The organism is Winogradskyella sp., from assembly GCF_003712105.1.
GTDB lineage: Bacteria > Bacteroidota > Bacteroidia > Flavobacteriales > Flavobacteriaceae > Winogradskyella.
The window spans coordinates 355,646-374,194 of record NZ_RHLG01000002.1 but is presented as its reverse complement, the minus strand read 5'-3'; the positions used below and the strand labels follow the sequence as shown (position 1 = coordinate 374,194).

Here is an 18,549-nt window from a genome sequence, read left to right as displayed (position 1 = left end):
ATCTTTTTTAAATCACTAAGCAGGCATTTTGAAAGTTGACTTAATTAAAATTTTAAGCTAATTTCGTTAAGTCTTAAGCTAACTGAATGCATAAAGTCGAAAAATTCTCACCCGAGATTAATAAAGTATACTTTATAGAGTGTCATACCCTTATTCATATTCTATCAGGAAAAGGTAGTATTCAGGTAGATTTTAAAAATTATTTTGATTGGCAAGAAAAAGCAATATTCCTAGAAAAAGGGCAATATATTAAGTTCTTGTCTGATGATTTCACTATTAGAAGAATAGAATTTTCAAACGAAAGTAAGTTTTACGATAATGACGTCAGAGTTTTGTTTAAACACCTTATTTCGCTAGGTTATATTGATTTGTTAGAGTGTGAAGAATGTGGTGCGTTTTTATCTGAAACAGCTTTGACTGATAATTCTGCTGATATTATTGATGTGTCTTCTAAACAATGGTATTGGCAAAATCCATTTAATGCTAGCAAAGAAGAATACCAGGTAATTTTTGATGCAAAAGATATTATTGATGTAGAATATTCTAACAATTTAACCAGTAATGATTTAGTAAGCCTAATTAATGATAGAGGTTATAATGCGCAAGCCTTAATTAAAAATAAAATAGGCTTGTCTGTGAAAAATTTAATGGCATCCAAAAAACTTCAAGAAAGTCTTAAAGAAGTAGCCTTTACTAATAAAAATATTCAAGAAATCTCCTATGAATTAGGCTATAAAGATGACGCATATTTCAATAGAGTATTTAAAAACTCAACTGGCCAAACTCCCAAACAGTTTAGAGAAAATTTTGATTTTGAAAAACGAGATTTATTTGCACAAGACATTTTAGAGCTTCTTCAAAAATACCATACGCAAGAAAGATCATTAGAGTTTTACGCTGATAAAATGAATCTTTCTATAAAGGCTCTATCTCATAAAGTTAGAACAAAAATGAATATCTCCTTAGGGCAACTTATACGTTTAGAGCTAATCAATACTGCTAAATTGATGCTGCTCGATGATATATCCATTACTACAATATCTCGTCAATTAGGATTTGAAGAACCTAACCATTTTTCGAGATTCTTTAAGCACTACTCTAAAGTTACTCCAACTGAATTTAAATCAAAAAAGTACAATTCTTAGTCTTTTTTTTGTAGCAACACAGCTTTAATACCATCGCATCTTTGCAGTGTAATTTTTAAAACACAATAAAGATGAATATTAAAGAGCAAGTACAAAAAATGGACGCAATAGTTTCTCAAGGAGCTATTGTAGACGCTGTAAAAGAATTCTTTGCAGATAATGCAACTACCTCAGATTATGGAAATGGTAGTACAAACGGAAAGTCTGAAATGATTGAAAAAATGGAAGGTTTTGCTGGAGCTATAGCAACAGTAAATGGTATAACTCACCATCATTCAATAGTCGATGGTAATGTTTCCGCATCAGAATTTACATTCGATTTTAATATGAAGGATGGCAGTAAAATATACTGGCATGAAATCATTCGTAGAATATGGAATGATCAAGGAAAGGTAATTCAAGAAGAATACTTTAACGCTGAATAAAAAATTTAATAACCTAAAACTTTAAAAAAATGAAAACAATAAAAACAACAATCACATTAGTAGCATTCATGTTTACTATATTATTATCTGCTCAAGATAACAAAGCAAATAACATTGACAACAGTAATATAGCCCTTCAAGGCTATAGCCCAGTATCTTATTTAGACTTAGGCTTAGCTCAAAAAGGAAATAAAAGCTTTAAGTCCGAATATAAAAAAGTAGTATACTACTTTACATCCGCAGAACAAAAAGCAACCTTCGACAAAAACCCTAAGAAATACCTTCCACAATACGGTGGTTTTTGCGCCTTTGGTTGTTATGCAGGAGCGAAGTTTAGAGTTGACCCAAATAAGTTTATTGTAGAAGATGGAAAATACTATCTATACCTAAACAATGTCGAACTTGATGCAAAACAACTCTGGTTAGCAGAAAATAATCACGCTAAACTAAAAAGTGTAGCAGACAAGAATTGGGCAACGCTTAGTAAAACTCACAACTAAAAATTTGAATCATGAAGTTTGTAACTAAAAAAATACACGCTTTCTTGGATTATCCAGTAGCTCTTGCATTAATAACGCTTCCTTTTTTGCTTGGATTAGGTAGCTCTAATTCCTTAGCGCTTCAACTTTCAGTAGCTACAGGTGTGGCAGCTTTTATCTTAACGTTGCTAACCGACCACCAATTAGGTGTATTTAAAGTGATCTCGTACCGAATGCATTTAATTGTAGATTTTATAGTTGCAATAGTATTTATTATTGCGCCATTTGCGCTCAATTTCGAAGGTATAGATGCCTATTATTATTGGGCTAACGGAATTGCAGTTTTAATTGTGGTGAGTTTACATAAACCAGAAATGGCTGTCTAAACAACGTTTACTTATAACGTGCTAAAGTAATAGCGGTTTGATTAAGATTTTAAATCGCTATTGTTTTTTTCCTCAATCCACTTGCTCATATACTTTGTACTCTGTAAAGTATGGTGCATTAATAGTTGACCAGTAAAATTATCTTGACGGTGCTGTTGCAAATTCTGTCTTAAGTTTTCAATCTTTTTTGCAAAATCATCTTCAAAATTTGCTGCATTAAATCGTTCCTTTAAAACCTTAAAACCATTCTGTTGTTTCACTTTCCATTGTTCTGCATTAGTGTAAAGTGCTATGGCTTGTTCTGCAAACTCCTCCGGAATATTAGTGATATATCCACTCGCTTCAATCTCATTCAGCGATTGTTTATCTGAATTTTGGTCACTGAGCGGAGTCGAAGTGCCAAATATACCTTCAGCAGCAATAGTACTCATTACTGAAGGCGTACCATTTTGCATAGCGTCAATGAGTTTTCCTTTAAGTCCAGCCCCAAAACGTAATGGCGCTAAACACACTTTAGCATTTTGCATTACTGTATTAACATCTTCAGTAAAGCCCTTAACTAAAAAGCCCTCAGCTTCATTATGCAATTGCGTTATTTTTGGAGATTCGTAAGCGCCATAAATATGCAATTCAGCTTTTGGTAATTCTTTACGGATCAATGGCCAAATCTCTTGTTTTAAATATAAAACAGCATCGTAATTTGGTGGATGTAAAAAATTACCAATAGTTACAAAATGTACCCTGTCATCAAAACTTGGAAATTTATCTATTGCTTCATTTGAAATAGGCTGGAGCAAAAACGGTAAATAATACAATAGCTTCTTATCTACTCCAAGGTATATTGTAAGAATATCAATTTCAACTTCAGAAATCATTAGACTTACATCGCATCTGTAAATGCTGGCGACTTCTCGCTTAGTCACATCATTCTGAAGATGCTTTATTGAGAACATTTCATCTTGTTTAATAGCTAAAGCTCTACCTTTTCGTAAACCATGAAAATCTTCAGTATCTAATACTCGTAATGCATTTGGGCATTGCTCGGCAACACGCCAACCAAATTGTTCTTCGGTCATAAATCGATCGAACAACACCACATCGGGATTTAAATCTTTAACAAAAACATCAAAAGAGGAATTGTTTAACTCAATATTTATTGAAGACACACCAATACTAGCTAAATCAAAAGCATTTACACTGTGATTTGCAGTAGTGACAAAAGTAATAGTGTAATTCTGCTTCTTAAATTGCTCAATAAGCTGAAGTATTCGGATTCCGGCGGCTGAACTCTTTGGTTCAGGCCAAACGAATCCTATTATAAGAAGCTTTGAAGACAAACTATTATTCGGGTTGTTTTATCTGAAATGCATATTGCGTTCGTACTTGCTTAGCCCAATTAATAATTGCTTCTATCTGAGTATCTGTTAGCCTTGCATCACCATGTGTCCAAGTATAACTATTCAATGGCATTTCTTTTTCTTCGACTTCTTCTATAAGCTCATCGAACTTATGGTCTTTTTTCTTCAAAGAATAGTCGTTCCATTTAGAAACATTAAAATGTTCTTTTCCATGATTGACATGATCATTAAGCCAATAATTTACTGGTGTAATGGAGTTATACCATGGATAACGCGTATGATCGCTATGACAATCAAAACAAGCGTTCTTTAAAATTATTGTAACTTCTTCTGAAGGTTGTGTCTCGGTTAAAAAGGCTTCAACAGTAGCCAAATCTCCATTATTTTTATCTGGACCAAAAAATTGTGCAATTACAAATATTATTACGAGTACTATCCCGATTTTTTTCAATATATTTTTCATTTCAAAGTAAAAAATTATTTATTATTTAGAAACGATAAAAATAAAAAACGTTTTGACAAAAGACCAACTTTATAAGGAATTAAATTATGTTAATCATTCACGAGAAAAACGTCTCTATTATGCTAACTTGGTTATAGATAATCCAGATTTAATTCCGCCATTGTTAGAAATATTGTTCACAGTTGATGATAAAATTTCATGCAGAGCAGCTTGGGTTTTTGAGTTTATGTGTGGCGAAAAATTAGAAGCTATTATTCCACATCTTGACATGTTCACAGAAAATATGTCTAAAGTACACTTAGACCCGGCGGTTAGACCTGTGGCAAAAGTATGCGAATATCTAGTTAAAGCGTATTATGCCAAAGATAATAATGCCTTAAAAAAACACTTATCTACTGCTCATAAAGAAAAAATAGTGGAGGCTTGCTTTGATTGGATGATAAATGATGAAAAAATTGCACCCAAAGCATATGCCATGAATTCGCTTTATCTACTTGGTCAAGATTTTGATTGGATTCATCCGGAATTAGCAATAATCCTTAAACGCGACTACCAAATGCAAAGCTCTGGTTTTAAAGCTAGAGCTCGACATATTTTAAAGAAAATCGACAAATAGTTTTAAGTTGAAAAAGCTTCAATGTTCGATTCTACTTTGTTATCTTTAGGGCTTTCAAAAATTTAAAGCTTAATGGCACTTTCATCATTAAATGCAATCTCACCTGTTGACGGAAGATATCGTTCAAAAGTAGATGCTCTTGGTAACTATTTTTCTGAAGAAGCACTTATAAAATACCGGGTTTTAGTAGAGGTAGAATATTTTATTGCTTTATGCGAAATTCCTTTACCTCAACTTGAACATGTACCGGCTTCGGTATTTGAAAAACTCAGAGCTATTTACCTAGAATTTTCGTCTGAGGACGCCACAGCGATAAAAGATATTGAAAGTGTTACAAACCACGACGTAAAGGCTGTTGAATATTTTATAAAACAGCAGTTTGATGCTTTAGGTTTATCAGAATATAAAGAGTTTATACATTTTGGGTTAACATCACAAGACATAAATAATACTGCAATTCCATTAAGTATTAAAGATGCGATGAATGATGTTTATGTACCAGAATACTTCAATGTTCTTAACAAAATTGAAGAGCTTGCCGAAGAATGGAAATCCATACCAATGCTTGCAAGAACTCACGGACAACCAGCATCGCCTACCCGATTAGGTAAAGAAATACAAGTATTTGCTGTAAGATTGAAAGAGCAGTTTAACTTGCTTAATGACATCCCGAGTGCTGCGAAGTTTGGTGGTGCAACTGGTAATTTTAATGCACATAAAGTTGCCTACCCAAACATTGATTGGAAAGCATTTGGAACCCAATTTGTTCAAGAAAAGTTAGGTCTTCAGCATTCGTTCCCAACGACACAAATAGAACATTACGACCATATGGCTGCGCTTTTTGATGCTTTGAAACGTATTAATACCATCATCATAGATTTAGACAGAGATATTTGGAGTTATGTGTCAATGGATTATTTTAAACAGAAGATTAAAAAAGGGGAAGTGGGTAGCTCTGCAATGCCACATAAAGTAAATCCAATTGATTTTGAAAATAGTGAAGGAAATCTAGGTATTGCTAATGCTATTTTTGAGTACTTATCCTCTAAGCTTCCTGTATCAAGACTACAGCGAGACTTGACAGATAGTACAGTGCTACGCAATGTAGGTGTGCCTTTTTCGCATACTTTAATTGCATTTAAATCTACGCTTAAAGGATTAGGTAAATTGTTACTGAATACAGATAAATTTAATCAAGATTTAGAACATAATTGGGCTGTTGTTGCAGAAGCTATACAAACTATATTACGACGTGAAAACTACCCTAATCCTTATGAAGCACTTAAAGGATTAACGCGAACTAATGAAGCTATAACTAAAGATTCGATTTCTAATTTTATCGATACACTTGATGTATCTGATACCATAAAAACAGAACTAAAATTAATAACGCCTAGCAACTATACAGGTATATGAAGTTACCTTTCCCCCTAAATAACAACACAATTTCTTTGTGTTTTGTTGCAATAATTACATTAATATTTTTTATTGCTGGACTTTTCGACGTTCTGGATTATATTATTTTTAAAGTTTTACTTATTGGATTAACTGGTACATTAGCGTTAATTGTATCAGTTATTCTGTTCAAAAAAAGCCTTAAAAAAAATCGTCTCGAGAATAAATCTCAAGACGATTATAATTAACATCTTAATCTTTTAAATAGAGGTCAGTCTATTTAAAAAAATCTGTTAAACCATTTAGGTCAGCATTTTCAAAATTTGCTTTATCCAATACTGTTCTGAGAGATATTAAATCATTTGCATTCATGTTATCTCCAAGAATTCTTGCGACTAAAAAGCCTTTATCGTTGGCATTACCCAACACAATTAATTCATCAATACTATCTACCTCTCCAATAAATTTAACTACGAATTTACCATCGGTAGTATTACCACCTCGCATTAATTCTTCGTACTTAACATCTTTAAGAATATCTTTAATTTTTATTAATTCGGTGTTATAAGTATCGATATTGTTAGCATCAACTTTAAAGGCTAAAACATTAAGTTTATCTACAGATTCATAAGCTTTTTTCTGCTTATCAGTGAGCTCAACTTTATCAACATCTATAAAACTTGTTGGGACATCAAAAGTTGTAAAACCTGGTTTTAACTCATTGTCGACATAATACGTTTGTAACGTTGGCCCATTGTTACAACTTACTAAAGTTGTAACAATAAGGGCTAACATTACTAGTTTTTTGATTGATTGAATTTTCATTTTTACTGAATATTAATTTTTCTCCTTATTCGCTTTTTTAAGCTGATCACCACCAGGCATATTCATCTGATTGGTAAGCTTCGAAATTTGTCTTAAATCGATATCACCAGTTAGTGATAAAACCACGGTCTCTATTTCTCTCTTTTTACCATTGATGGTAATCTCTTGACCATTAGTCATTTCTTTAAGACCATTTACAAACATTAATAATTCTTTCACATGGTTTTCGTCTTTACCCTCTTTAACATAAAAGAATACTGTCTGGTCACCATCTTTTATTCTCATTAATTCTTCAAGACTAGATTTCTTTAAGTAAGACTTCACAGTAGAATTCATATCTGCAGATATTTTTTCATCTCCAGTAGTAAATACTTTAAAACCTGTAATCTTCTTAGCCATATTTACATACTCCTGAGCTTCTTTATCTTCAAGGTCAATACCCATTGTAGCCAACATTTTAAACATTTTTTGGTTTACTACAACCGATGTTACACCTTCAAGGTCTTCGAACTTATCGAATACTCCTTGTCCGAAAGAAATTGCAGAAGTAAAGACTAACGCTAATATTAATACTAATTTTTTCATGATTTTTAATTTGTGTTTTTGTTATTGTTTTAAAAGTTTATTTGTTGAGTTTCCGAATTCTGTAACAAAGCTTGCTTTGTATATGCCAGCATTAAAATTATCAGAAGCCATTTCTAGAACATTCATACTAGATATTCCTTCATTAAAGTTTGACGACATAAACGCTAAAGCATTTTTGGTTTTGTTATATAATTCTTGTTCTTCTGGCGAGTAATCTGCCAAGGTCTTTGGACCTGTTTTCCATAATTGTGGTACCGAAATACCTAGCATCAATACCGCTACTGCTGCGACTGAAATCCATTGATAGAAATTTCTTTTCTTTTTAGTGGTTAATGGAACGTCTTTAGTAAAGGCTTCTTGTTGTGTATTAGAAAAATAAACAAACAATGGTTTGTAGTGCTCCAAATGTGGGGCCACATCATCACCGTTAAAATAAGCTCTTAATTTAGCTTCTTCCTTAAGCGACGTTTCTGCATTGTCGTACTTTTCTAATAATTTTTCGATACTATTTAATACCATAACTATGTGTATTAGTTAATTGTTCTCTTATCGTTTTTCTAGCTCTTGATAATGCTACACGAATTGCTGTTTCGTTCATATCTAACATTTTAGAAATCTCTGCAAATTCGTACTGCTCAATATCTCTAAGCTGAATTATAATTTTTTGTTGTTCTGGTAATTTTTCTATGATGCTCGAGACCCAGTCAACACTATCTCTAGCTTCCACTTGTTTTTGTAACGATGAGTGGCCATTATCTTGATAATTACTGTGAACTATCTTAAGGTTTTGTGCTTGCTTAGATTTTAACCGATCTAAACAAAAGTTCTTAGTCATGGTCATAGAAAACGCCTCTACATTTTTGTAGTCACTAATTTTCTCTTTATTCTTCCACAATTTCAAAAGTATTTCTTGCGTTGCATCCTCAGCCTCTTCGCGAGAAACAAGTAAGCGTTTTGCTAAACGAAACACTTTATCCTTAAATGGCATCACTAAGCTTACAAAATCTGCCTGTGTCATTACTTGGTTTGATTGGTTGACCCTTCGACTTGCTCAGGGTAAAAAAACAATTTTAATTTGCTTTCATACTTACGACGAAGCACCCTGTTTTTTGTTACAACAATTACAAAATTATTTTTAAATCACTGAATATCAGTATCTTTTAATGTGATGTAATGTATAAATGAAAGAGCCAAAAGCAATTTTCTTTTTAATTCTACAATATTGTAAGTAAATTTAGAGTTTTACAACTTAAATACTATTGCTATCCCAAATAAGAAAAGAAAAATGAAATCTAAATTTTACATACTAAAAACAATCAATTCAGCGATTTCAAGACGAAGGTTATCGTTTCTATTAGTTTTATTATTACTTACGATTTCTGTTTCAAGCTGTTTTGAAGACAGAGATGACAATTTAGTGTTGACATCGGACGTCAAAGATTTTGTATGGAAAGGTATGAACGAATTTTATGTATATGGTGATGATGTTCCTGACTTAAGAAATGAAAGATTTGGCCTCAATGGACTTGATAATAGATTTGAAACTACACCTGAATATTTAGAATTCTTAAATGGGTTTGCTTCACCTGAAGCTATTTTCGATGCTTTGGTATTTGACCCAGGCAATACAGATAGATTCAGTACCATATTCCCTGATTTGTTTGCAGCAATTGACCTTTTTAATGGTACATCCCAAACTAATGGTTTAAGACGTCTTTTTGGATTTGAACGAAATGGCTCATTTTATATTAGAATTGGTTTAGTGCTTAATGGTAGTAGTGCTGATTTAGCAGGTGTTCGTCGTAATATGGTAATTTCTGGCATAGATGGCATAACGCTTACCGAAGAAAATGCAAATAACTTATTAGCAGGTAATACAATTACTCTAAATTTTGCAGATTATGATGACAATGGCACTGAAGATATAAGTGATGATACTGTAACTCCTAATGGAGAAAGTGCAACTGTGAGTAGGCAAGAATTTACCGATAATCCTGTACATAGAACTGAAGTTATTACAGACTCGAACGAAACTATTGGGTATATTATGTACAATAGCTTTAGAGATAATTTTGAATCGGAATTAAATCAGGCATTTGGGCAATTAGCAGCAGCAAATGTAGAGCACTTAGTTTTAGATTTAAGATACAATGGTGGTGGCGCAATTGTTACCTCTGCAAGACTGGCTAGTATGATCACAGGGCAATTTAATGGTGAGGTGTTTTCTAATGCCGTTTTTGGACCTAACCGTCAAGAAGATAATACAACATTTAATTTCACAAATACTATTTCTGGTGGTGGTGCTATAAATAGTTTAGGTCTTGATAAAGTATATGTTTTAACTACGAATGCCTCTGCATCAGCGAGTGAACTAATTATTAATAGCTTAAAACCTTACATTGAAGTCGTTCAAATAGGCACAACAACTACGGGCAAAACAACCATAAATAGGTTATTATTTGACTCTCCAGATTTTGGTCCACAGCAGGTGACAACAGAGCATACTTATGCACTATTTCCACTAATAGGTGATTCTTCAAACAGAGACAATACATTAGTACCTTCAACTGGATTAGTTCCAGATATTCAATTGGCAGAATCAAGTGTTAACCTAGGAACATTAGGTGACCCTGAAGAACCACTTCTAGCAGCTGCAATAGCCGATATTACTGGGAGTACTCGTATGGCATTACCAAATACAGCGTTTTCAGATATGAGTGAGCTTGAAAGTTCAAAATCTGAAAACCCTCTTGATGGTTATATGTACGAGAGATAATCTTTCTTAATTTGACTAAGCCATATAAAACCTATTTTAACTGGAGTTCTGGTAAGGATTCTGCATTTGCCTTATATAAACTATTGAATGATAGTGACTATTCCATTAAAGAATTGGTAACTACAATTAATACGGGCTACAATCGCGTAAGCATGCATGGCTTAAGAAAAGAACTATTAATAGCGCAAACAGATGCTATTGGTTTACCTGCCAGTATCATAGAACTACCTGAACAACCTACAATGGCTATTTATGAAGACAAAATGCGTGACGCCACAAATAGGCTTAAGTCAAAAGGATTAACTCATGCAGCATTTGGAGATATCTTTTTGGAAGATTTGCGTGCCTATCGAGATAAACAGCTTCAAAATCAAAAGCTTAAATCCATTTATCCTTTATGGAAAGAAGACACTACTAGTTTGATTCATCGTTTTCTTGAAATTGGCTTTAAAGCAATCGTTGTTTGTGCCAATTCAAAATATTTTAATGAAGATTTTGTAGGCACAGATATAGATGAATACTTCATTAAACATTTACCTAAAGATGTTGATCCTTGTGGTGAAAATGGTGAGTTTCACACATTTTGTTATGATGGTCCAATTTTTAGAGATCCTATTCCATTTAAAATTGGTGAGAAAGTCTATCGTGAATATAAGACTCCTAAAAGTGAAAAATCCAGCAATGCTGAGGGCAAAACTGGATTTTGGTACTGTGATTTAATTCGGTCTTAAAAAATACATCCATTATACTACTTGCTTTTCGAGTGCAATGTAATGTGTCTTAATATTATTTGTAAACAATGGAATAATTTTTACTTCACACGTATAAGGTGTCCCATCTTTTTTATGGTTAATAATAACTTCTTGAAATGGTAAATTGCTTGATAGCTTTTTTCTAATAATGTCTCGTTTCTTTTCGGTTGTCTTTTCACCTTGAAGAAAACGTGGCGTTTTATTTAAAGCATCACCTTTTGAATAACCTGTCATCTTAGGAAAACCATTGTTTACCCAAAGTATGTTCTGGGTGACATCTGTAACGATAAGTGCTTCATAATCAGAGTCACTAAATATTGAATCAATATCATTATTCCAATTAAATGTTGAAGCTAGCGCTTTAACTTTCAAGATATCCTGTTCTTGTTGAGATTCTAACAAATTAACTTGCCTATTTTGACTATATATATCCCAACTTAAAAGTGGTAAAGACTTAAAATTGTAATCTAATTTAGAAGATACACTATCATATTCCTCATTACTTAATGAAGACAAGTAGATATCTAAAGACATCATTTTAGACAAATTATTTTTCATTATAACTTTAAATTGAAACCAAGATTAACATTTCTTCCCTGGGTCGTATAGCCCAAAATCTCTAAGTAATCTTCATTAAAAAGGTTATTAATACTTGCAAACACCTTTAACTTATTATTTGCCAATAACTTATGACTAAAATAAAGGTTAATTAAAGTATAAGCATCTAAATCTACATTAGAGAACGTACCAAAATCGGTATCTTCTCTTTCTCCTACATATTGAACATCTAACGACGCAAAAGTCTTACTAGAAACATCATATCCTAAATTAGCATTTGCACGGTGTTTTGGTAATCGTATACGTGTACCGTCTTTAAGTTCTGTAAAAGTATAGTTTGCGCTTATCGACAAATCTTTAATAATATCAACTTCAGTTTCTAATTCAACACCCTGAATTGTTGCCTCTCCAGTAGCGTTTTCATAACCATTAGCGCCAAATATTATTGTATTCTCTTCATCTCTATTAAAGTAAACACCACTAACTCTAAACCCTTTTTTAGTATTATACTCAATTCCTCCTTCAATAGTAAGATTCTCTTCAGGTTCTAAATCTGGATTAGGTCCAAAAAAACCAAATAACTGTGACAAATTAGGTGCTATAAAAGATGTTGCATACGAGCCAAAAACTTTTGCATAACCTTGTTTTACGTCTATTTTGTATGATGGGTTTAAACTATATACAAACTGAGAACCATACTCGCTATGATTGTTTAATCGGCCACCAGCATTGACTGTTACTCCAATATCTGTAACATACACTACATTAGCATATGGGTCAGTGGTTGTGAAACTTTCATCTGCAACAAACAATGTTCTGTAATCTCCATAATTAAGACCTACTATGGTATAAATATTCTCATTGAATGTATATTTATTAAAAGCATCAAAGACATAGCTTTCAGCTTCATTTACTGAGCCAAACGCAGAAACAGTTTCACGTTCAATATCTGTGTATGCAGCATTTATTTGTACACTACCATTTTTATAGGTGTATTTTGGCGAAATACCAACACGTTTCTGTTTAGATAAAAACTCATCATTAGTATCAGCAAATGTGAAGTTTGGTGGCGGAAAACCATCGATATCAGTTTTAAAACGGTCAATACTGCCGTATGCAGTAATAGTGAAGTTATCATTTATTTCATAACCTACTTTAAGATTAACATTATATCTAGAAAATGGGTCAGCTTCAGGATTAGCAGAAGCAGCTGCAGATAATCCTTCAGCAAACTGATTACCAAAACTAGCAACATAATTAAACTTGTCTAGCGTACCATTAATACTAACATTATTGGTGAATGATTCAATCCGATAGTCGTCTTCATCTTGCGATTGATTGGTACCGACAACACTTAAAAAGTTAGCAGAGATCGATTTTTTAGACGCTTTTTTAGTTGTGATATTAATCACCGCAGTGGCAGCAGCATTACCGTAAAGTGTACTTGCTGCGCCTTTTACAACTTCGATAGATTCGATAGTGTTTACATCTAGAAGACGTAAATCAAATTCATTACTAACTAACGATGGATCATTTACCTGAACACCGTCAATAAGGACTAGTACTTGGCGGTTATTTCCACCTCGAATAAAATAACCTAAATTTTGCCCGGCCACACTTCTAGTACCATTAATTTCAACACCACTTTTGGTATTAATAAGCTGTGCTAAAGTTCTACCTTGGTTGTTTTCAATCTCTTTTCTAGAAATTTTAATTACCGTTTTACCAGAGTTTTCACGTTTTAATTCAAATCGCGAATCTGAAATAACGACCTCATCAAGTATTTCAACTTTTACAGAATCTTGTTGTGTTTGTCCAAACCCAACACTAAGCATACCAATACAAAGCATGCTCAACCATTTTGTTTTTTGCATTTTAATTTTAATTGCTCGAGAACATACAGCGAACTATACGTAAACTTTTATCCCGAAAGTTTGACTTCTATGTTGAAATTGGCAGGTCTCCTGACTTGCGTCTTGTTATTGGTCTTCCCAGGTAAAACCCAGTGACATTGAAGGTAATAACAAGCTTTATAGCTTACAGTTGCGGGAACAGCTCTGGATTTGCACCAGATTCCCTTTTAATCAATAGTTCTAACGAATATTGAACCTAATTTCTCCGCGAAAATAAACAATTACTCTGATGTAGAACCTATAACTTAAATAATTCTTAGCTTTGAGCACCTAACGAAAACTTAAATGAGACTTTCGGTTATACTTCTTTTTCTGGTGGTTTTGGTTTCATGTAAAAATGAATCGAAATTAGAGATACCACAGACTAATCAAAGCAATGCATTACGCTTAAAATATGCAACAGGTTTTAGTGTGATTGACAACGGCGGTTATAAAGTGCTGACAATATCAAAACCATGGCCTAAAAGCAATAAAACCTACAAATATATAATTGCTTCTAACGAAACTTTATCTAAAATGACCTTTCCTAGTGACTTCTATGATGGAGTTATTTCTGATAACATAAAAAATATTGTTGTCACTTCAACTACACATATTCCTGCTATAGAACTTTTAGGTGTTGAACAATCTTTAGTTGGTTTTCCTGGTACTGATTACATTTCTTCAGAAAAAACAAGAACTCGAATAGACAATGGAGAAATACGAGAATTGGGTAAAAATGAAGGTATAAATACTGAAGTTTTATTAGAAGTTAACCCAGACGTGGTCATTGGATTTGGTGTTGATGGTGTTAACAAAACCTTTGAAACCATAAAAAAAGCGAATATACCTGTCATTTATCATGGTGGTTGGGTTGAAGACTCCGCACTTGGAAAAGCCGAATGGATAAAGTTTTTTGGTGTGCTTTTTAATAAAGAAAAAGAAGCAGATTCTATTTTCAACACTATTGAAAAAAATTATTTCGAGGCTAAAGCCATTGCAAAAAATGCCATATCTAAACCTAAAATATTAAGTGGCGCTATGACTAAAGATATCTGGCATTTGCCCAATGGCAATAGTCCAGAAGCTCAATTTATGGTAGATGCCAATGTTGATTACCTTTGGAAAGACAGTAGTGGAAATGGAAGTCTATCGTTAAGTTTTGAAGCCGTTTTTAATAAAGCAAAAAATGCTGATATATGGCTAAGTCCTTCTTATTACACTAGTTTTAGTCAATTAGAAAAAGTCAATGCGCTTTACACAAATTTTAGTGCTTTTAAAAACAAATCTGTTTATACGTTTTCTAATACTACTGGCAAAACTGGCGGTGTACTCTATTACGAACTAGGAATTGCAAGGCCAGATTTAGTACTTAAGGACATTATTAAAATTTGTCATCCAGAACTACTTGAGGAGTATACACCTTATTTTTTTAAACCTCTTGAAGACTAGCAAAACATACAGATATCAATTTGTGTTACTGCTAATTATTTTAGCAATATTATTCTTTGTTAACATTAGCCTTGGATCTGTTAGCATACCTACCAAAAGTATATTTAGCAGCCTGTTTGGTTCTATTGATAATGAAACATGGAATATTATAATAAGAGACTTTAGACTACCAAAAGCCATAACAGCCATATTAGTTGGGTCCGGATTGGGTATCTCTGGTCTATTAATGCAAACCTTATTTCGCAATCCCCTTGCTGGACCATTTGTATTAGGTATAAGCTCTGGTGCCAGTTTGGGAGTTGCGTTAGTTATTTTGGGCTCTGGATTGTTCGGAGGCGTTTTTGCAGGATTATTAACTACTAAATGGAGCATCGTTATTGCTGCAAGTATTGGAAGCTTTTTAGTGTTATTGGCTGTTTTGTCTGTGTCTAGTCGTGTAAGGGATACTATGGCCATACTCATTATAGGACTAATGTTTGGCAGTATAACTGCTGCGGTTGTTAGTGTGCTCTCCTATTTTAGCTCAGCAGAGCAATTACAACAGTACATTTTTTGGGGTTTTGGAAGCTTAAGCAATTTAACGTGGACTGAGTTGCTCATATTTACTATAATTTATAGTGTTGGAATGGTAATTAGTATTTTCTCAATTAAAGCCTTAAACAGCTTGCTATTAGGTGATAATTATGCGCAAAGTCTTGGACTTAATCTTAAAAAAAATAGATTACTAATAATCTTAGCTACAAGTTTAATAGCAGGCACTGTTACTGCCTTTGCAGGTCCAATTGCGTTTATTGGCTTGGCTATTCCGCATTTAACGCGGCAGATTTTTACGAGTTCAAATCATAAAGTCCTGATACCTGCAGTGGCGATATTTGGCGCAATAGTTATGCTTGTTTGCGACAGTATAGCTCAAATTCCTGGCAGTGATTATATCTTACCTATTAATGCTATAACAGCGCTTGTAGGAGCACCAGTTGTAATTTGGCTTTTAATTAGACAACGAAAACTAATATTCTAGATTTTTGAAAACAAACAATAACAATATCATCCTCGAAGCGAAACAGCTCTCAATTGGTTACAAAACCAAGAAGAAAGATATTGTTGTGGCCTCAGACATAAACTTCAAATTATTACAAGGTCAGCTTATTGGATTGGTTGGTGCCAATGGAATTGGTAAATCTACATTACTTAGAACACTTATTAAAGTACAACCAAGCTTGTCTGGTGATATATTCATTAATAACAACAACTTACAGCAGACTTCTAATACATCTCTTGCCACGCAACTAAGCATTGTACTTACGGAGCAATTAACATCTAAAAATTTATCTGTTTTTGAATTGGTATCGCTAGGTCGTAACCCATATACCAATTGGGTTGGAAATCTAACTGAAGATGATATTATAAAAGTAAATGAGGCATTAGAGTTGGTAAATATAACCGAGCTTAAAGATCAAAGATGTTTTGAACTCAGCGATGGGCAATTACAAAAAGTTATGATTGCACGTGCATTGTCTCAGGATACAGATATAATTGTGTTAGATGAGCCAACGACACACCTTGACATGTATCATAAGGCCTATATTCTTAAGCTCTTGCAAAGATTAGCAAAAGAGACTCATAAGACTATCCTTTTTTCGTCTCATGAGATTGATTTAGCCATTCAGTTATGTGACACAATGCTTGTGATGACAGGTAACAATATTATCTGTGACCAACCTTCACAACTTATTAAAAATGGTGTTTTTAACTCACTTTTTCCTAAAGACATGATTGCTTTTGATGAGAAATCTGGAAGTTTTAAAATTTCGAAATAATTAAACTCGTCTAAGCTTCGCTCTAAAAAGCAAAAAATTTATCTTTGGTATTTGACACTTATCATTTCTATGAACGATACTCTCATTCTATTACTAACAATTATTGTCTCTGGTGCTGTTGGCGCATTTATAGGGTTAAAATTTGCTCAGTTAAAAAGCAAAAGTGACCGTAGTACTCTGGAAGAACGCCAATTGCAGCTTAATAATTCCATTTCGGAGTTAAAGCAAAATATTGACAAGATTGAGTCTGAAAGAGAAGAGATACGTCGTGAAAAAGAGTTTTTGAATACGGAGTTATCAAGACGTAATACCGAATTTGAAAACCTTCAGCAATTAAATCTAAAACGTGACGAAGAACTTGCTAAACAACAAGAGCAATTACGTAAGGATTTTGAGTTAATGGCTCAAAAAATATTAGATGAAAAATCAGAGAAATTTACACTTCAGAATAAAGAAAACATAAAGAACATCCTTAATCCACTTGAAGAAAAAATAAAAACCTTTGAGAAAAAGGTTGAAGACTCTCAAAAGGAAAGCATCAGTATGCACTCAGCCTTAAAAGAACAATTGCTTGGTCTTAAAGACCTTAACCAACAAATGGCTAAAGAAGCAACAAACTTGACCAAAGCACTTAAAGGCGATAGTAAAACTCAAGGTAATTGGGGCGAATTGGTTTTAGAGCGTGTTCTTGAAAAGTCCGGCTTAGAAAAAGATCGTGAGTATTTTGTCCAGCAAAGTTTTCAACTTGAAGATGGCTCAAGAGTTATGCCCGATGTGGTTTTACATCTTCCAGATTCGAAGAAGATGATTATTGACTCCAAGGTATCTTTAACAGATTACGAACGTTTGGTCAATGCTGATGATGACGAACGAAGCATCTATCTTAAATCTCATGTCAATTCTATTAAAAAGCATGTTGACCAATTATCGGCTAAAAATTATCAAGATTTATACGATATAGAATCGCCTGATTTTGTGCTCATGTTTATACCAATAGAACCTGCATTTGCTGTTGCTATTAATGAAGATAATACGCTTTACAATAAAGCTTTTGAGCAAAACATAGTAATCGTAACGCCATCTACTCTATTGGCAACATTGCGCACCATTGATACGATGTGGAACAATGAAAAACAGCAACAAAATGCTATAGAAATTGCAAGACAAGCGGGCGCACTTTATGATAAGTTTGAAGGTTTGGTTACAGATTTAACTGGTGTTGGTAAAAAGATTGATGCTGCTAAAAACGATTATTCTGCCGCCATGAATAAGTTGGTTGAAGGAAAAGGTAATTTGATTTCTCGAGTTGAAAACATTAAAAAGATGGGTGCAAAAGCCAAAAAATCTCTACCAGAAAATATTATAAAACGAGCATCCGATGAAGATTGAAAGAAGTAATTTCTTGAGATATATTGGTAGAATTAATTATATAGCAATAATCATTATTGGAATATTTACATTATCAAGTGGAGTATATATACTTTTTGGTAATTCAAATTTTGAAAAAGTGGAATTTAAATATTTTGCTTCTGTTATTGCAATTATTGTTGGGGCAGCTATAACATATGTTGGTATCAATATTCGAAAAGAATTTGAAGATAAGATAAACCGGAGTGACTTATAAT

21 protein-coding genes and 1 riboswitch are annotated in these 18,549 nt (G+C 33.2%); of the genes, 13 read left to right on the top strand and 8 right to left on the bottom strand.

Annotated features, from left to right (window positions below; translation table 11 throughout):
• Window positions 1–86: 86 nt before the first annotated feature.
• The 4 genes from ED556_RS06180 (at window position 87) to ED556_RS06165 (ending at window position 2,435) form a co-directional block, all read left to right on the top strand.
• Window positions 87–1,145: a helix-turn-helix domain-containing protein gene (locus ED556_RS06180; RefSeq protein ID WP_296320792.1), complete on the top strand. Its 1,059-nt coding sequence runs from the start codon at window positions 87–89 to the stop codon at window positions 1,143–1,145.
• Window positions 1,146–1,216: 71 nt separating this feature from the next.
• Window positions 1,217–1,570 carry a nuclear transport factor 2 family protein gene (locus ED556_RS06175; protein WP_296320789.1) on the top strand — a complete coding sequence of 118 codons (354 nt, stop codon included), beginning with the start codon at window positions 1,217–1,219 and terminating at the stop codon, window positions 1,568–1,570.
• Between the two features lie 29 nt (window positions 1,571–1,599).
• Window positions 1,600–2,070 (top strand): YHS domain-containing (seleno)protein, encoded by a 471-nt coding sequence (locus ED556_RS06170; protein ID WP_296320787.1) that lies wholly within the window; start codon window positions 1,600–1,602, stop codon window positions 2,068–2,070.
• 11 nt (window positions 2,071–2,081) lie between these two features.
• Entirely contained in the window at window positions 2,082–2,435 is a 354-nt protein-coding gene (locus tag ED556_RS06165; RefSeq protein WP_296320784.1) for a hypothetical protein, read from the top strand.
• A 41-nt stretch (window positions 2,436–2,476) separates the two neighbouring features.
• Here ED556_RS06165 and ED556_RS06160 read toward each other — a convergent pair whose 3' ends face one another.
• The gene (locus tag ED556_RS06160; protein ID WP_296320781.1) at window positions 2,477–3,772 is read right to left on the bottom strand and encodes a glycosyltransferase family 4 protein; all 1,296 of its coding nucleotides are present in this window, start codon (window positions 3,770–3,772) and stop codon (window positions 2,477–2,479) included.
• A 4-nt stretch (window positions 3,773–3,776) separates the two neighbouring features.
• A complete protein-coding gene (locus ED556_RS06155; RefSeq protein ID WP_296320779.1) occupies window positions 3,777–4,256 on the bottom strand; it encodes a heme-binding domain-containing protein in 480 nt (159 codons plus the stop codon).
• Between the two features lie 52 nt (window positions 4,257–4,308).
• Between ED556_RS06155 and ED556_RS06150 the strand changes: the two genes are divergently transcribed.
• Together ED556_RS06150 and purB are read left to right on the top strand one after the other, a co-directional pair.
• The gene (locus ED556_RS06150; RefSeq protein WP_296320776.1) at window positions 4,309–4,872 is read left to right on the top strand and encodes an adenylosuccinate lyase; all 564 of its coding nucleotides are present in this window, start codon (window positions 4,309–4,311) and stop codon (window positions 4,870–4,872) included.
• A 72-nt stretch (window positions 4,873–4,944) separates the two neighbouring features.
• Window positions 4,945–6,288, top strand: a complete 1,344-nt coding sequence (purB, locus tag ED556_RS06145) for an adenylosuccinate lyase (protein WP_296320773.1) — start codon at window positions 4,945–4,947, stop codon at window positions 6,286–6,288.
• Window positions 6,289–6,543: 255 nt separating this feature from the next.
• Here the strand turns inward: purB and ED556_RS06140 are convergent, their stop codons facing one another.
• The 4 genes from ED556_RS06140 to ED556_RS06125 are packed head-to-tail and all read right to left on the bottom strand — an operon-like array spanning window position 6,544 to window position 8,695.
• Window positions 6,544–7,062: a DUF4252 domain-containing protein gene (locus ED556_RS06140; protein WP_296320769.1), complete on the bottom strand. Its 519-nt coding sequence runs from the start codon at window positions 7,060–7,062 to the stop codon at window positions 6,544–6,546.
• 42 nt (window positions 7,063–7,104) lie between these two features.
• On the bottom strand, window positions 7,105–7,677 hold the full coding sequence (locus ED556_RS06135; protein WP_296320766.1) for a DUF4252 domain-containing protein: 573 nt from the start codon (window positions 7,675–7,677) through the stop codon (window positions 7,105–7,107).
• A gap of 21 nt (window positions 7,678–7,698) precedes the next feature.
• Window positions 7,699–8,196 (bottom strand): hypothetical protein, encoded by a 498-nt coding sequence (locus ED556_RS06130; protein WP_296320765.1) that lies wholly within the window; start codon window positions 8,194–8,196, stop codon window positions 7,699–7,701.
• Window positions 8,183–8,695, bottom strand: a complete 513-nt coding sequence (locus tag ED556_RS06125) for an RNA polymerase sigma factor (RefSeq protein ID WP_296320762.1) — start codon at window positions 8,693–8,695, stop codon at window positions 8,183–8,185. The genes ED556_RS06130 and ED556_RS06125 overlap by 14 nt, the downstream gene beginning before the upstream one ends.
• 267 nt (window positions 8,696–8,962) lie before the next feature.
• Here ED556_RS06125 and ED556_RS06120 point away from each other — a divergent pair, with 267 nt between their 5' ends.
• Together ED556_RS06120 and ED556_RS06115 are read left to right on the top strand one after the other, a co-directional pair.
• Window positions 8,963–10,453 (top strand): S41 family peptidase, encoded by a 1,491-nt coding sequence (locus ED556_RS06120; protein WP_296320759.1) that lies wholly within the window; start codon window positions 8,963–8,965, stop codon window positions 10,451–10,453.
• 11 nt (window positions 10,454–10,464) lie between these two features.
• Window positions 10,465–11,184 (top strand): adenine nucleotide alpha hydrolase, encoded by a 720-nt coding sequence (locus tag ED556_RS06115; RefSeq protein ID WP_296320756.1) that lies wholly within the window; start codon window positions 10,465–10,467, stop codon window positions 11,182–11,184.
• Window positions 11,185–11,196: 12 nt separating this feature from the next.
• Here ED556_RS06115 and ED556_RS06110 read toward each other — a convergent pair whose 3' ends face one another.
• Window positions 11,197–11,763 carry a PAS domain-containing protein gene (locus tag ED556_RS06110; RefSeq protein ID WP_296320754.1) on the bottom strand — a complete coding sequence of 189 codons (567 nt, stop codon included), beginning with the start codon at window positions 11,761–11,763 and terminating at the stop codon, window positions 11,197–11,199.
• Window positions 11,763–13,637: a TonB-dependent receptor gene (locus ED556_RS06105; RefSeq protein ID WP_296320752.1), complete on the bottom strand. Its 1,875-nt coding sequence runs from the start codon at window positions 13,635–13,637 to the stop codon at window positions 11,763–11,765. Before ED556_RS06105 ends, ED556_RS06110 begins: the two co-directional genes overlap by 1 nt.
• Window positions 13,638–13,699: 62 nt before the next feature.
• Window positions 13,700–13,891: riboswitch (cobalamin riboswitch) on the bottom strand.
• Window positions 13,892–13,961: 70 nt separating this feature from the next.
• On the opposite strand from ED556_RS06105, the gene ED556_RS06100 reads away from it, so the two are divergent.
• From ED556_RS06100 to ED556_RS06080, 5 genes are all read left to right on the top strand, one after another.
• The gene (locus tag ED556_RS06100) at window positions 13,962–15,107 is read left to right on the top strand and encodes an ABC transporter substrate-binding protein (RefSeq protein ID WP_296320749.1); all 1,146 of its coding nucleotides are present in this window, start codon (window positions 13,962–13,964) and stop codon (window positions 15,105–15,107) included.
• On the top strand, window positions 15,097–16,125 hold the full coding sequence (locus tag ED556_RS06095) for an iron ABC transporter permease (protein ID WP_296320745.1): 1,029 nt from the start codon (window positions 15,097–15,099) through the stop codon (window positions 16,123–16,125). The genes ED556_RS06100 and ED556_RS06095 overlap by 11 nt, the downstream gene beginning before the upstream one ends.
• 4 nt (window positions 16,126–16,129) lie before the next feature.
• Window positions 16,130–16,924, top strand: coding sequence for an ABC transporter ATP-binding protein (locus tag ED556_RS06090; protein WP_296320742.1), 795 nt, complete (start codon window positions 16,130–16,132; stop codon window positions 16,922–16,924).
• A 69-nt stretch (window positions 16,925–16,993) separates the two neighbouring features.
• Window positions 16,994–18,313, top strand: a complete 1,320-nt coding sequence (gene rmuC, locus ED556_RS06085) for a DNA recombination protein RmuC (protein ID WP_296320739.1) — start codon at window positions 16,994–16,996, stop codon at window positions 18,311–18,313.
• Window positions 18,303–18,548, top strand: coding sequence for a hypothetical protein (locus ED556_RS06080; RefSeq protein WP_296320736.1), 246 nt, complete (start codon window positions 18,303–18,305; stop codon window positions 18,546–18,548). Before rmuC ends, ED556_RS06080 begins: the two co-directional genes overlap by 11 nt.
• Window position 18,549 lies beyond the last annotated feature (1 nt).